Source organism: Rhizobium hidalgonense (genome assembly GCF_002914525.1).
GTDB classification, from domain to species: domain Bacteria; phylum Pseudomonadota; class Alphaproteobacteria; order Rhizobiales; family Rhizobiaceae; genus Rhizobium; species Rhizobium hidalgonense.
Map to the genome: position 1 here is coordinate 1 of NZ_LODW01000050.1, position 15,046 is coordinate 15,046.

Genomic DNA, 15,046 nt, shown 5'->3' on the forward strand with positions numbered 1-15,046 from the left:
TTGCCGTGTTTGCCCCAGAACTTGTCCGGGTTCTCGACGCTCTCCTCGTACCATTTCAGGTACTTATCCCGGTCTATCAATGCTCGCTGCCGCACAAGACGCGGCACGGTGTAGCGCTCGAGGACCACAGTTTAGCTCCATGTCTTTGGCTTCTGAATACTGATCCCGCTCGATCAGAATTTTGAAGTCTGTTTTGACTGACTGATATCCTCACCCATGTCGGGTTTGAGGCCCGTTCATGAGTACACCGACAGCAGCGACTTGGACTGCGACCGACAAAATCCGTTACATCATTTCCGGCCGCCTAATCGTCGAGCCGTCGCTGAAGCGGCTCAGCCTGTAGGGTGAGATGTCCGTAATCGGGGTCTCGTTCATCACGATCTCGCTGACCAACCGACCGGCACCCGGTCCAATGGCAAAGCCGTGTCCGCTGAATCCCGCGGCAACCACGTAACCGGGCAGATGGTCCACTCTCGAAATAACCGGGACGAGATCCGGAGAAGTATCAATGAGCCCTCCCCAGGCGCGCTCGACGCCGATGCCTTTGAGCGCTGGGTATTCGCTTTCAAGGTTCCTCAATGCGAGCTTGACGAGTTCGCCATCGGGCGCTGGATCCAGAATACGGTTCTTTTCAAACGGCGAGATTTCGTCATTCTCCCAGCTACCGACAGCATCGGGCCCATTCCAGAAGCTGCTCTTCAGGCGGTACTTTAGCTTCTTGCCGATCTTGCTGCGGTACATCTGATAGAATTTGACCGCGTATCGCATCCCCCGCGGCGTGATGTCGAGCGTACCACGTCCCGGTACGGCAACCGTGTAGGCGCCGTCTGTCCGACGTCGCAACACGAAGTTCGAAGCCGAAAGGCATCCTGCTTGAATGATTTCGGGCGCGCGGGTCGTCTTGATTGCGGTCCCGGAGATGTTTGCGACTGGAAGCTCGATGCCATATCGCTGAGAAAAGCGCGAAGCCCATGCTCCGCCAGCGCAAACAACTGTGCCGGCTTTCACAAGCCCCCGCTCAGTCCACACGCCTGTTACCCGGCCGTTGCTGATGTCGAGGCCCCGAACGGCGCAGTTTTGATGCAGCGATACTCCGTTTTCCTTCGCTGCCTCGGCGATGGCGGGCACAGCAAGACTGGGCTCGGCTCTCCCATCCGTCGGCGACCAAACGCCGCCGACCCAGGAGGATGTACCGCCTGAAGCTCGCTCATTGGCCTCGGATGAGCTGAGGATCTGGCTGTGAAACCCTTGCACACGTGCAGCCTGGCCCCACTTTTCCCATCGGGCGACATCAGCCTCGTTCTTCGTGCAATAAAGTATGCCCGTTCGGCGGAAGCCGAGATCGCGGGCAGTCTCGGTGCTCAGTTCCTCCCAGCGCCGCAGACTGTACATGGCCAGCGAAAGTTCATAGAGGTCGCGGTTTTGCTGGCGAACCCATCCCCAGTTGCGGCTTGACTGCTCGCCACCGACGATGCCCTTTTCGAGCAGCGCCACGGATACCCCTTTGCGGGCGAGCTCATAGGCCGTGCAGGTACCCACGATCCCCGCCCCGATGACGACGACATCGACCTCGGTTGGAAAAGAGGCGCTATCACTTACTTTCTGAACCTGGACCGGCATAGTCACTATTCCTCTGGCATCGTGCTCCAGTCATCTCCGGACTGGAATGATAAAAGCTCAACAATCTGTCGTCGTGACCTCGGAACATTACCGACGCTCGGGAGGCGATGACGTCTGACGTATTCCACCCGACACTCAGGTGCGCGTTCAGCAGCGGATGTCTCGTTGGGGCGGGCGCGAGATGCTGTTCCTCAGCTGTGATCACCGCGAACATCGAACGCATCGCGCAGCCCGTCGCCGATGAAATTGAAGCTGGTGACAGCGATCGTTATGGCCGCGCCGGGAATGATCGCCAGCCAAGGTGCCGTCCCCAGATATTGCTGGGCGCCGTTCAGCATATTACCCCAGCTGGGCAGCGGCGGCTGAATTCCATAGCCGAGGAAGCTGATATAGGCCTCCATCAGAATTGCTCGGGCGACGGTCAGGGTCGCGGCGACGATGATCGGGCCTATGGCATTGGGAAGGATCTCGCGGAACATGATGTGCGTTGCACTCAGTCCCAGCATGCGGCCGGCCAACACGAATTCGCGCTCGCGCAAAGAGCGGACCTCGGCCTCGACGATGCGCGCAACTTCCATCCAGCTTGTGGCAGCGATGACGACGGTAATCATGATTGGGCTTGGCTTCAACGCAGCGGCAAGAGCAAGCACGAGGAAGATGGACGGGAAAGAAAGGAAGCCATCCACGGCACGCATCAAAACGGTGCCGATCAGGCCTCCCCTATATCCAGCCACCACGCCGACAAGGGTTCCGATCAGCGTCGACAACAGCATCGCTGAGAAGCCGACCAAAAGCGAAATCCGTCCCGCCATGAACAGGCGGGCGGCCAGGTCTCGTCCCAGCGGGTCCGTGCCGAGATAATGCTGGCCGGTCAGGGGCGGAGCGAAGCGAGCGCGCAGGTCGATGTAGAGGGAATCGTACGGCAACACATGGGGACCCAAAACGCATGCCAGGGTCAGGAGAGCGATCATCACCATCCCGATGAGGGCCAGATGGTGCTTCATGAAACGGTGCGCAGTTCGGCTGTTCCACCAGCGCTCCCGGGGCGAATTTGCGGCAATGGCAGTCATGATGGCTGTCTCCTGATGAGCGTTCATGGCGCTTAACTCAGACGGATACGGGGATCGATGATGGCGACAACAATGTCGGCTGCGAGGTTGCTCACCACGACAAGGATCGCTGAGAACATGAGCAATCCCATCACCACCGGATAGTCACTGTAGCCGAGGCTGTCGAGGAACAGGCGTCCCATGCCCGGCCAGGTAAACACCGTCTCGGTGACCAGAGCACCCGTCAGGACGCTGGGAAGCTGCATCCCAAGGAGTGTGATCATCGGTAGGAGGGCATTGCCGATGACATGTTTCATCAGGATGTGCCGCTCACTTAATCCTTTAGCGCGGGCAGTCTTTATGAATTCCTGATTGATAACGTCGAGAGTAGCCGTTCGCATGTAGCGGCTCCAGATGGCCACATGCACGAGCGCGAGCACTACACTGGGCAGAATAAGATGATGGAGATAGTTCAGAACGGATTCGTCGCCGATCGTGTACATGTTGCCGGCTGGAAGCCAGCCAAGTTTGAGCGAGAAGACGTAGATCCCGATCAGGCCGAACCAGAAAGTCGGGATCGAAAGGGCCACCATCGCACCGACGGTCGCCACGTAGTCGAAAACCGAATAGCGCTTTACGGCGCCGCGAACACCGATCCACGTACCGATAGCGATCGCAATCACCGTGGACGATCCCATCAGCAACAACGTTGCCATGAGGTGCCGTCCAATCACCTCGAGAACTGGCGCCCCGTCGCGGAAGGAGTGGCCCCAGTCTCCTGTCAACAGGCGCCAGGCCCAATCCAGATACTGCACCCACAGAGGACGGTTCAGGCCCAACTGCTCCGCCAGTCGCTTCAAGTCGTCCTGAGTCATGCTCGCATCGAGCCCGAATTGTGCCAGCGGACCGCCAGGGATCAGGTTGAGGACCACGAAGCCGATGATGGAAACGATCAGGAGCAGTACGAGGCTCTGAGCGAACCGGTTAAGTAGGAAGCTACGCATTCAGGCTCTCCCTGTGATAGCGCCAATAGAGGTCGCCGCCGCGACCGCGGCGGCGACAACGGGAGGTTAACTCAGCTCTTCCAGTGCCAGCCGGCAGCATGCCAGGATGCGGTGCGCGTGTTCGTATTCGGTTCCCAGCCTTCAAGGCCTTCCTTCGTGCCAACCACGTATGTGGCGGCAAAAAGCGGAAGGAAGGGAAGGTCCTGACGCACGATTTCCTGAATGCGGTAATAGATTTCACGACGTGCCTCCGGATCGAAGGTCTGGGCACCCTTCTTGAGCAGCGCATCCACTTCCGGATTGGAATACTGGCCGACGTTCGATCCCTTTCCGCCCTTGGCGGCAATCGCACTGCTCGCCAGACGGTTGGTTGCATCGGGGTCCGCGGCAATTAGATGCGTAACACCCGAGATTGCCGTGTCGAACTGTGACTTCAGCCAAAACTCGCCGAACATGACAGCAGCCGGCAAATTCGAGATCGTCATCTGGACACCAATTTCTGCGAATGTCTGCTGCAGGAACTGCTGCACCTGCTCGCGGAGGTTATTGCCGGATGTGGTCGAGTTGTTGAACGCCAGCCTCACTCCGTTCTTCTCCCGGATTCCGTCCGACCCCGGCACCCAGCCGGCATCGTCGAGGAGCTTGCGTGCGGCGTCGAGATTGAATTCCTGCGCCGGAAGGTTCGGATTGAAATAGTAAGACTCCTTCGGCATGAAGGTTTCCGTCGTTGTCACCACGCCGAAATAGAGGGCGTCAATGATCGCCTTTCTGTCCATTGCAGCATAGAGTGCCTGACGCACCGCAAGTTCCTTGAACTGCGGCCGCTCGAGGTTGAGATAGAACGACTCGACGGAGGCACCAGGCACCCGGCTCACCACACGGCCCGGCAACTTGCTGGCCTCGTCGTAGTGGTCGGGCGTGATGTACGCCTGGTCTGTGAGATCGATGTCGCCGCTCTTGAACTGAGTGTAGAGCACCGTCTGGTCAGGAATGTATTTGAATATGACCTGTTCGACATACGGACCGTCCCCAAAATAATCCGGGTTCGCCGCCAGTTCGAGATGGTCGCCGGCCACACGCTGGCTCCACTTAAAGGCGCCGGTGCCAACGGGTGCCTGATTGAAGGCTGCTGCGTTCGGATCAGCTTCCTTCTCGAGAAGGTGCTTCGGCACGATGAAGGTTTCGGTGAGAAACGACAGGTAAGGAGCAAAAACCTGCTCCATGCGCCAGGTGATTTCAGTTGGCGAGACCACCGTGAGGTCGCGCACCAGCGAATGGCCGCCCGTACGCCAGGCGCGGAATTTCGGATTGGTGATCAGTTCAAGGGTGAACTTCACGTCCTCAGCGGTAAACGGTTGGCCGTCATGCCAGCGCACATCGTCACGCAGGCGAACGCGCCAGTTCAGGCCATCCGCCGAGATGCCGCCGTTCTTTTGCGTGGGCACCTCTAGTGCAAGATTGGGCTGGAGCACGCCGCCCGGATCCATGCGAAAGAGGGCGTCGAAGAGTGAGAAGTGGACCGCATCGTCCGTTTCGATATGGGCCATCAGCGGATTGAAGACCGTCGGTTCCTGCGAAAGCCCGACGACGACGCGACCCGCAGGCTTCTTGTCGGCGGCCCGAGCAATGTCAGGTTTGCCGATCAGGTTGGGAGCGGCAAAGCATGCAATGCCGCCGGCTGCCATCAGGCGCAGTGCGTCGCGCCGAGAAACGTTGCTTTTGGTCCTAGACTCTTTTGTCATTTCATTCCCTCTCTTTTGCTCGTTAGGAGGCTACTTCCCGGAGTTCATTGCACTTTCTCAAGTGTCTCTGCGCCGTTCTCCGGGAATTGCAGCTACAAGTTCACGCGTGTAGTCGCATTGCGGTTTCAGGAAGATCTGAGACGGCGGGCCGCGTTCGACGACCCGGCCCTTCTGCATCACAGCAATTTCGTCGCAGATCTGACTGGCAACACGCAGATCATGGGTGATGAAGACCATTGATACGCCGGTCTCGCGCTGGATTTGGTCAAGCAGCTTGAGGATCTGGGCCTGGATCGACACGTCGAGCGCGGAGACTGCTTCGTCGGCAATCAGCAGCTTGGGCTTGAACATCAAGGCCCGCGCGATGCCGATGCGCTGGCGCTGACCGCCCGAGAATTCGTGCGGGTAGCGGCCGAACGCACCCGCATCGAGACCGACGTGGGATAGCAACGCCCGAGCTTCGTCGCGCGCCTGTGCGTAGGGCATACCATGTGCGACGGGCCCGACGGTCAATATCTGACCGATAGTGGAGCGCGGATTGAGCGATGCAAAGGGATCCTGAAAGATCATCTGGATCCGAGGGCGTAGCGGCCGGAATTCGGATTCAGAGAGCTTGATGATGTCCTTGCCCTCAAACAGGATCTGACCGCTGTCGCTGTCCTGGAGCTTGATCAGGAGTCGTCCCAACGACGATTTTCCGGAACCACTTTCGCCGACAATGCCAAGGGTGCGGCCCGCGGCCAGGGTGAACGAGGCGTCCTGTACCGCAGGCACGACACGCTGGCTGCCGAACAGCGCGCTGCCGCTGCGATAGGTCTTGCACAATCCATTGACAGTCAGGACTGTCTCGTCGCTCGTCTGCGCCGTGAGTTTTCTGTCCTCGCCCGTGAGGCGCGGAACGGCGGCAATCAGGCGCTGGGTGTAGGGGTGGCTGGGGGATTTGAGAACCTGATCGGCGGTGCCCTGCTCGACAATCCGCCCTTTCTCCATAACCACGACGCTGTCGGCAATTTCTGCGACAACGCCGAAGTCGTGGGTGATAAACATGACGCTCATGTCCTTGCGGCGCTGAATGTCACGGATGAGCTTCAGGATCTGCGCCTGGGTGGTTACGTCGAGGGCTGTCGTTGGTTCGTCTGCGATCAGAACCGTCGGCTCGAGGGCCAGCGCCATCGCGATCATCACGCGTTGGCGCTGACCACCAGAAAGCCGGAACGGATACTGGTGGTACATCAGATCCGGATCGGGCAGGCCCACCTCGGCAAGCAACTCGAGTGCGCGGTCACGCCGCGAAGCCTTCGTGCCCACTCCATGGGCCGCCATCACTTCAGTAACCTGCTCACCGACCGTCATCAGCGGGTTGAGCGCCGAAAGCGGATCCTGAAAGATCATGGACACGACGCGGCCGCGCAACTGGCGCAGCTTTTTTGCCGGCGCGTCGACGATGGCCGTTCCATCGAGATTGATCGCACCCGACGAGACTGGAATTACCTTTGGCAAAAGCCCCATGATAGTATTCGCGGTTACCGACTTGCCCGATCCAGACTCGCCGATAATGCAGAGGATTTGACCGCGCTTGAGGTCAAACGACACGTTTTCGACGGCATGAGCTCGCTCCATGCCTTTTGGCAGGTCGACTGTGAGACCACGCACCGAAAGCGCTGCATCGCCTGCTGTAACAGCCTCTGTCGTAACGGCCATCGGTTTTTCTCCTTGTCTACGCAGCTTCTCATTTGAGATTTTGATCGCCGATCAATCATGCTGCCGCGTAATCTTTTCGAGCAGTGCATCTCAGCACCATTCGCAACCAATCGGCGTTGGTTCGATGATTATTATAAGATTGGTCTTGCCATTGGTGTCAATATAGATCAAATTGGTTTCGCAAAATATTTATTGGAGGTCACATGAGCGTGGTGTTGAAGGACTTCATTGAGGCGGAAGGTCTGGAACCAGGCGATCGCCTGCCTCCCGAGCGTGACTTGGCACTGAAACTCGGGCTGCCGCGTACCGCCCTTAGAAGGATGCTCAGTTCCTTGGAGAAGGAAGGCCGCCTTATCAGGCACGTCGGCAGAGGCACCTTTATTGCCGGCAGCGGCGTGAGTTCGAGCGCCCTTCGCCGGCCGGCAACCAATGAAGGAGACACATTGCGCACCTATCCGGCGGAAGTCTTTGAGGCTCGGCTGATCATAGAGCCGAAGATCGCCGCGTTGGCAGCGTTACGGGCGACCAGGCAGGAAGTCGAGGAAATGCAGAAATCAATCGCACGAGGCAGCGCGTCGGAAGCACTGGGCGAATTCGAGAAATGGGACGCCGTCTTTCATCGCATCATCGTCCAGGCCGCTCGTAACGGTCTTCTTGCGTCGCTCTATGAAGGTATTCACGCGGTACGGGCCGGGAACCTCTGGGGGAAAATGAAGGAACAGTCGCTGACCTCCGAGCGCATGACGGCGTATATCGTCAGCCATCAGGCAATTCTCGACGCAATAAAAGATCGGGATAGCAGGGAGGCCGAGCGAAACATGTACGATCACATCATCGAAGCCAGAACGAACATACTGGGTCCCAGCATTTGAACTGGATCTCGTCAATTGGTGTCGAAGGACATTGTCGCATTGTCCACTGCGACCGTCTCGGCCGCGACCTCTGCCATCCTCACGAGCGGATCACAGCCGCAAGGTGCTGGCCAACTAAGCGCTTCAGGAACCAAACTGCCGTCGAAGCCATGAGAGGAAGTTTCGTTTTCTAGCATCGCCTTCGAATGGAAGTCGGCTCAACAGGATGTAGCTATGTCCGTTGCCGGAGAATCCCCGCGGCGCCACCAGTTGCCCGCTTTCCACTGCATCGGCTACCAACGGCTCCGGACCAATCGCAGCACCTAAGCCAGCGATTGCCGCCTCGATACTCAAATAGAAGTGTTCGAACACCTGGTTGCCGGGCGCTTTTGGATCTGCGAGCTGATTATCGGCGATGTATCGCGCCCACGCGTCTCGGCGCGTGGCCGAATGAATGCGAGGCAAGGAGAGAATGTCATCGCTGCCGGAAGCCAACAGGCGTGGCGCGCATACGGGGCCGACACGTTCTTCGACGACCGTTTCCACAAAAAGCTCCGGCGACCAGCTAAAATCGCTTCTCCGTAGCGCCAGATCGATGTGGCTCCTGTCAAAGCTCACCGGACCACCAGCGGCTAATACATGAACCTCGATATCCGGATGAAGTGTATTGAATTGTGGGAGACGAGGGATCAGCCACCGCTGCGTGAAGGTCGGCTCGCATGAGACCACCAGCGGTGCGGAACCGCCAACTCTTATTTCCTCGCAACAATCGCTGATCAGGCGAAGCACCTCGCTCATCGCAACAAGGAGGCGTCGCCCCGCGTCCGTGAGGAAAACGGCTCTGTTTCTTCGTTCGAAAAGAGCCACTCCAAGGTCTTCCTCAAGCAAGCGGATTTGCTTGCTGATGGCGCTGTGTGTGACAAACAGTTCATCGCCCGCACGCCCGAAATTCAAATGACGAGCAGCGGATTCAAAGGCTCTCAATGCGGATAGTGAAGGAACTCGTGCGGCCATATCTGTGACTTGAAGTGACGGATTTCTGTCAGAATTCATCGTTTTTTCGGCAGAAGCAATAGCGCTAATAATCTCTCGTCACATTGAGAACCGACGGGAGAGCAATTTTGAAGGTAGGAATTCTCGCCGACGATCTCACCAGTGCAACGGATGGCGCCGCGCCATTCGTGAGCATGGGGCACAGATGCCTCGTGTTCGCCGATCATCAGCGATCGCCACGGGAAGATGCTGCGATTGTATCGGTAAACAAGGCCAGTCGTGCAGCATCCATTGAAGATGCTGTCGATCGAGCGGCGCACGCTGCAAAAAGCCTGGCGTCCGCGGAAATCCTTTACAATACTGTCGATTCCACCATTCGTGGTCACATTGGCGCTGAAATAATCGCTGCACGCAGAGCCTCCGGTCGGGCTATTGCAATCGTCGCTCCGGCTTTCCCAGCCGGTGGGCGAACCACGGAAGGAGGGCGTCAGCTTCTTCGTGGCGTGCCGTTGGAGGAAACCGAATTTGCAAAGGACCCCCTCCACCCCATAACAGACTCGCACATTCGCGCCCTGTTCCCGGCTATTCCAGACGCGGAAGTGCGTTTTCTTGGACTTGCGGAAGTTCGAGCCTTGAAGTCTGGAGAACTTGTCGCGGATGACAGGAAGTTACTGATAGTCGATGCAGCAACGCAGCACGATCTGGCCCTGCTGGTGAAATCGGCGGCGGATGCAAAGTCCATCCTTTGGTGTGGTTCTCCGGGGCTGGCGACTGCGTTGGCGGACCAGGTCGGCCGGGCCGATGACGCCGCACTGTCGTCCCGCACGGCGTCGCTCAATCTCTTTGTCATCGGCAGCGTTAATCCGCTTAGCCGCGAGCAATGCTCAAGGCTGAGAGGCAAGGACGACGTCCGACAGATCGTCGTCGACGCCGAGCAGGCATCTCATTCTCCCGTTCTCGCGGCCGAAAGCGCCGTTGGGCAATATCGCCAATCGGGGTCTGCCGGAGATGTCCTTCTAACAGCGTCTGAGCGCGGCACGTCGGTCGATCCTCGGTCCGTTGCGATCGCTCTTGGCCAGGCGGTCCGCCTGCTAATCGAGCGTTATCCCGTCACGGGTCTTTTCCTGACCGGCGGCGACACCGCCGAATCGGTGCTGGGCGTACTTGGGATTGGTTCACTCGAACTTTTGGGCGAGATCGAGCCCGGAATTCCGGTGGGGCGCACGACCGGATCGCATCCCTTTCACATTATCACAAAAGCGGGCGGCTTCGGCTCGCCCAATATCCTGCTGAAATCAGCTGAGTTGCTTCGCGGCCTCTGGCTTGGAGATAAGAAATGAAAACGCCTATCGGAATTACCATGGGCGATCCTTGTGGGATCGGCCCGGAAATCATCGCACGCGTTTTTGCGGACGGACTTCCTGAGCACGCGGTGGTGATTGGTGACGCCAAGGTGATGGAACGCGCAGTCCGAGCCCTCGATCTTCCGCTTCACGTGCAGCCCATCATGTCAGTCGATGAGGCTGTTCCAGACGGCAAACTCATAGCCGTTCTCAATGTTTCGGATCTTCCTGACGATTTGCCGATCGGTCAGGTGGATGCTCGCGCTGGCCGCGCCAGCTACGACTATGTTGTGAGGGCGATCGACGAAGCCCTGGCAGGCAACATCAGGGCCATCGTCACCGCGCCGATCAACAAGGAAGCAATGAAGAAGGGCGGGCTCAATTACCCCGGCCACACCGAAATCCTTGCGGAACGGTCGGGGACCGACAAGTTCGCGATGATGCTGGCAAACGACGAGCTGCGTGTCATCCTGGTCACGATCCACGTGTCGTTGCGCGACGCTATCGGCCTCGTGACGCAGCAATCTGTGTTCAGAACGATCGAATTGGCGCACCGGGCAGGTAAGGCATATGGCATCGCCTCGCCCCGCGTCGCCGTCGCCGGCCTCAATCCCCATGCCGGTGAAAACGGCATGTTCGGACGCGAGGATCTCGACATTATCGCGCCGGCAATCAGCCGGGCTCAGGAACTTGGAATAAACGCGTCCGGTCCATGGCCAGGAGACACGATTTTCATGCGGGGCCGCAGGGGCGAGTTCGATATCGTCGTTGCGCAATATCACGACCAGGGCCTCATTCCGGTCAAGTATCTCGGCATCGACAACGGCGTCAACGTCACCATCGGCCTGCCCTTCATCCGTACCAGCGTCGATCACGGCACCGCATTCGACATCGCGGGCCAAGGGACGGCCGACCATTCCTCACTTCGCTACGCCTTCGATCAGGCGCTGCTTCTCAATGCAATCTAGGAGCGCTTTCGATGCCCCAGACTTCTCCCGACTTCATATTTATGTTGACCAACCAGGACCGCACCGTTGCCGACGCGGCCGAGCGCCTCAAGGATGTGCTTGCCGCCGGCATCAGACATGTGGGGTTCAAGGATATTGGCCTGCCATTCGATAAACTCTTGGGCCTAGCTTCGGCAATCAAGGCGGCGGGTGCCACGCTCTATCTCGAAGTGGTCAGCCTCGACGAGGAGAGCGAGCGACGATCCGCGCAGGCCGCGGTCGACCTCGGTGTTGACATCTTGATGGGTGGGACCCGACCGAACGTCGTTCTCCCAGTTATTGCTGGGCGAAACATGGGGTACTATCCGTTCCCCGGCAAGATCGTCGGTCATCCGAGCAAGCTCGAAGGGACCATCGAGACAATTGTGGAAAGTGCCCGGCATTTGACGGCGATCAACGGTGTCAGCGGTCTCGATCTGCTCGCCTATCGCTTCGGCGGCGATGTCGAAGAGCTGATGGCGCGGGTGTGTGAGGCCGTGGCCAAGCCTGTGGTTGTTGCAGGATCGATCGACAGTCCTGAAAGGTTGGCGGCGGTCGTACGGTCTGGTGCTGCAGGTTTTACCATCGGAACGGCGGCTTTCAATGGCGCTTTTTCCGGCAGTGCCGATCTGCGATTGGAAATCGAGGCGGAGATCAACGTTCTCGAGCGGATTCAAGCTGACGCGGATGGTATTGCGCCGGTATTAAGGTACACCTGAATTGGCTCTTCACCGATCATTAATTGCTGTCTTTACGATTTGGGCACAAGGTGAGTTTCGAATTTGGAGGCCCGACAAATGGATCTAGCGACGTTAGCCCCCTCCCCTGGCTTGGCAACCACGACCACGCTTGAGACGTTGGAAACGCCCTGTCTGGTTCTGGATGCGGACCGGATGGACCGCAATATCAAGCGGCTCAGGAACCGGCTCGATGACCTCGGCGTGTCGCTGCGACCGCATCTGAAGACTGCGAAGTCGATTGACGTGGCCCGGCGGTTCATGAGTGCGCCAGAGGGACCGGCGACCGTCTCGACGCTGAAGGAAGCGGAGCAGTTCGCGGCCGCTGGCGTTCGCGACGTGATCTATGCCGTCGGCATCGCTCCTTCAAAGCTCGCGCGTGTCGCCGAGCTGCGCGCCAAGGGCGTCGATCTCGTGGTGGTACTGGATACCGTCGAACAGGCGCAGGCGGTTGCCGAGGCGTCCCGAGGCGCCGGAATGCGGATCCCAGCCATGATCGAGATCGATTGCGATGGCCACCGCTCGGGTGTTGTGCCTGGCAATCACGCGCAGTTGCTGGAGATTGGGCAGACGCTGGCCGCAGGCGCGGAACTGCGTGGCGTTTTGACCCATGCTGGCGACAGCTACAAAGGTGGTGGCGACGAGGCGCAGCAGCGGTTTGCCGAGGCGGAGCGGTTGGCCGTTGTTGAAGCCGCGCAGCTTCTTCGTGGTGCAAGACTGCCGTGCCCGGTCGTCAGCGTCGGTTCGACGCCGACGGCCCATCATGCGAAGGATCTAACAGGCGTGACCGAAGTCCGCGCCGGGGTGTTCGTGTTCTTCGATCTGGTGATGGCAGGCATCGGCATTTGCCAGGTCGAAGACATCGCGCTCAGCGTTCTTGCGACGGTTATCGGGCACCAGCGCGAGAAGGGGTGGATCATAACCGATGGCGGATGGATGTCTTTGTCGCGAGACCGCGGCACCAGCAGGCAGGCCATCGACCAGGGATATGGCCTCGTCAGTGACATCGACGGCAATGCCTACCAGGACATCATCGTTGTCGACGCGAACCAGGAGCATGGCATCCTCGCCGTGCGGCCCGGCTCGAACGCGCGCCTTCCGTCTCTGGCGATCGGAGACCGGGTGCGGATCCTGCCGAACCATGCTTGCGCAACCGCTGCGCAGCACCCGGTCTATCATGTTGTGCGCAGTGGTTCGCATGCCGTTGAGGCTTGTTGGCCGCGCTTCGGAGGCTGGTGATGTCGAACGTCATAACCGTAAACACCGATCGCGCGCCCAGCCCTGCCGGTCACTATGTCCAGGCCAAGCTGGCGGGCCAGCATCTTTATATATCTGGGCAGCTCCCGATCCGGCCGGATGGGACGTCGCTTCCCGACGATGGGTTCGAGACGCAGGCGAGGCAAGCCATCGACAATATGTTGGCGGTCCTGGAAGCGGCAGGGGGAAGCCCGGACGATCTCATCAGGGTGACCGCCTACATCGTTGGCGTCAGCAACTGGCCGCGCTTCAACCAGCTTTATGCAGCGCGGCTGGGAGGGGCGCGCCCGGCGCGCACCGTGGTTCCGGTGCCCGAACTCCACTACGGCTATCTCGTCGAGATCGACGCGATCGCCGTGCTCGCGCAGGACGCTCCTGCGCGGGAGGCAGAAAACAGCTCCGACTAGTCAATTCAGGTCAGCCACGATGTCACCACTCCTCAAACGCATACAGAGCGATCAAGAGCTTCCCGCGGAGGCCGACGTCGTCGTCATCGGCGGCGGCATTATTGGCGCGTCGGCGGCATTTTTTCTCGCAGAGCGGGGGCTATCCGTTGCATTGCTCGAGAAGGGCTATGTTGGCGGTGAGCAGTCCAGCCGAAACTGGGGCTGGTGCCGCCGGCAGAACCGCGATGAGCGCGAACTGCCGCTATCAGGGGTATCCATGCAGGCGTGGGACCAGTTTGCCGCCAAAATCGACGAGGACGTCGGCTTCCGCCAATGCGGTCTGTTCTATGCGACAGACAACCCCAAGCAGCTGGCGGAATGGGAACAATGGCTTGATCTTGCCCGGCAATTCAACGTCAATACCAAGATGCTCACTGCCCGGGAGGCCCATGACAGAATTCCCGCGCAAGGTCGTCGTTGGCTCGGCGGCGTCCATTCGGTCGATGACGGCAAAGGCGAGCCGGCAATTGCCGCGCCGACGATCGCGAATGGTGCCCGCAAGTTCGGAGCGACTATCCACCAGGAATGCGCTGCACGCGGTCTCGATATCGTCAATGGCGCAGTTGCTGGGGTCACTACCGAAAAAGGGATAATCAGGTCGCAGGCGGTCCTGAACGCCGGCGGTGCGTGGACATCCCTGTTCTGCCGCCAGTACGGCGTTCAATTTCCGCAGGCAAGCGTGCGCCAGACCGCAATTCGTACGCGACCCACAACGAATCTCGGCGAGGCGATCTACACTCCAGAGTGCTCGTTGACCCGCAGGTTGGATGGCAGCTACACGCTTGCTGTCAGCGGCAGGGCCACGCTCGATATTACGCCGCAAGGCCTGCGTTATGCGCGCTGGTTCATGCCGATGTTTCTGAAGCGATTGAAAGCGGTCCAGATCGGCGTGGGCAGATCCATGTTCCACGGACCGGAAGCGTTGGCGAACTGGACCAAGGATACGCTTTCGCCTTTCGAGCGGATCCGTGTTCTCGATCCAAGACCGAGCCGCCGGACGATCGCGGCTATTCTGAAGGGCGTCACTGAACAGTTCCCGGCCCTAAGGGGCATTGAGATCACCGACAGCTGGGGCGCGTATGTAGATTGCACACCGGACGCGGTACCGGTCATCTCGGCGTCCGATCATGTGAAAGGCCTTTACTTGGCCGCGGGCGGTTCCGGCCATGGATTCGGCATTGGCCCAGGCATCGGCCGCCTGGCAGCTGACCTGGTTGCGAACGATAGGCCTTGCGTCGATCCCACGCCGTTCCGGCTGTCGCGCTTCTTTGACGGCTCCAGAGTCGAGGTCGGCGGGCTGTGATCAAGGCAAAGGCC

The 15,046-nt window shown here is 59.2% G+C and carries 13 protein-coding genes; 7 read left to right on the forward strand and 6 right to left on the reverse strand.

The genetic code is table 11. The features are described 5' to 3' along the window. Nucleotides 1–285: 285 nt before the first annotated feature. The 5 genes from ATY29_RS12835 to ATY29_RS12855 all read right to left on the reverse strand — a co-directional run bounded on the left by ATY29_RS12835 (nt 286) and on the right by ATY29_RS12855 (nt 7,116). Nucleotides 286–1,620 carry an NAD(P)/FAD-dependent oxidoreductase gene (locus ATY29_RS12835; RefSeq protein ID WP_097536518.1) on the reverse strand — a complete coding sequence of 445 codons (1,335 nt, stop codon included), beginning with the start codon at nt 1,618–1,620 and terminating at the stop codon, nt 286–288. A 191-nt stretch (nt 1,621–1,811) separates the two neighbouring features. Next, nucleotides 1,812–2,690, reverse strand: coding sequence for an ABC transporter permease (locus ATY29_RS12840; protein ID WP_003567719.1), 879 nt, complete (start codon nt 2,688–2,690; stop codon nt 1,812–1,814). Nucleotides 2,691–2,722: 32 nt separating this feature from the next. Next, a complete protein-coding gene (locus tag ATY29_RS12845; protein ID WP_097536519.1) occupies nt 2,723–3,673 on the reverse strand; it encodes an ABC transporter permease in 951 nt (316 codons plus the stop codon). Between the two features lie 71 nt (nt 3,674–3,744). Next, nucleotides 3,745–5,415 carry a peptide ABC transporter substrate-binding protein gene (locus ATY29_RS12850; protein WP_097536520.1) on the reverse strand — a complete coding sequence of 557 codons (1,671 nt, stop codon included), beginning with the start codon at nt 5,413–5,415 and terminating at the stop codon, nt 3,745–3,747. A 57-nt stretch (nt 5,416–5,472) separates the two neighbouring features. Further along, complete coding sequence (locus ATY29_RS12855) at nt 5,473–7,116, reverse strand: ABC transporter ATP-binding protein (RefSeq protein ID WP_097536521.1); 1,644 nt, start codon at nt 7,114–7,116, stop codon at nt 5,473–5,475. A gap of 203 nt (nt 7,117–7,319) precedes the next feature. Between ATY29_RS12855 and ATY29_RS12860 the strand changes: the two genes are divergently transcribed. Next, nucleotides 7,320–7,988: a FadR/GntR family transcriptional regulator gene (locus ATY29_RS12860; protein WP_003567727.1), complete on the forward strand. Its 669-nt coding sequence runs from the start codon at nt 7,320–7,322 to the stop codon at nt 7,986–7,988. Nucleotides 7,989–8,111: 123 nt separating this feature from the next. Here ATY29_RS12860 and ATY29_RS12865 read toward each other — a convergent pair whose 3' ends face one another. Next, nucleotides 8,112–9,020 carry a LysR substrate-binding domain-containing protein gene (locus ATY29_RS12865; protein WP_003567729.1) on the reverse strand — a complete coding sequence of 303 codons (909 nt, stop codon included), beginning with the start codon at nt 9,018–9,020 and terminating at the stop codon, nt 8,112–8,114. A 68-nt stretch (nt 9,021–9,088) separates the two neighbouring features. On the opposite strand from ATY29_RS12865, the gene ATY29_RS12870 reads away from it, so the two are divergent. The 6 genes from ATY29_RS12870 to ATY29_RS12895 all read left to right on the forward strand — a co-directional run bounded on the left by ATY29_RS12870 (nt 9,089) and on the right by ATY29_RS12895 (nt 15,032). Further along, the gene (locus ATY29_RS12870; RefSeq protein WP_097536522.1) at nt 9,089–10,300 is read left to right on the forward strand and encodes a four-carbon acid sugar kinase family protein; all 1,212 of its coding nucleotides are present in this window, start codon (nt 9,089–9,091) and stop codon (nt 10,298–10,300) included. Further along, nucleotides 10,297–11,271: a 4-hydroxythreonine-4-phosphate dehydrogenase PdxA gene (pdxA, locus tag ATY29_RS12875; protein ID WP_097536523.1), complete on the forward strand. Its 975-nt coding sequence runs from the start codon at nt 10,297–10,299 to the stop codon at nt 11,269–11,271. The genes ATY29_RS12870 and pdxA overlap by 4 nt, the downstream gene beginning before the upstream one ends. Nucleotides 11,272–11,282: 11 nt before the next feature. Then, nucleotides 11,283–12,008: a beta/alpha barrel domain-containing protein gene (locus ATY29_RS12880; RefSeq protein WP_097536524.1), complete on the forward strand. Its 726-nt coding sequence runs from the start codon at nt 11,283–11,285 to the stop codon at nt 12,006–12,008. 78 nt (nt 12,009–12,086) lie between these two features. Then, nucleotides 12,087–13,265, forward strand: coding sequence for an alanine racemase (locus ATY29_RS12885; protein WP_097536526.1), 1,179 nt, complete (start codon nt 12,087–12,089; stop codon nt 13,263–13,265). Continuing rightward, a complete protein-coding gene (locus ATY29_RS12890; protein WP_003567739.1) occupies nt 13,265–13,690 on the forward strand; it encodes a RidA family protein in 426 nt (141 codons plus the stop codon). Before ATY29_RS12885 ends, ATY29_RS12890 begins: the two co-directional genes overlap by 1 nt. Nucleotides 13,691–13,709: 19 nt before the next feature. After that, on the forward strand, nt 13,710–15,032 hold the full coding sequence (locus ATY29_RS12895; protein ID WP_025418524.1) for an NAD(P)/FAD-dependent oxidoreductase: 1,323 nt from the start codon (nt 13,710–13,712) through the stop codon (nt 15,030–15,032). Nucleotides 15,033–15,046 lie beyond the last annotated feature (14 nt).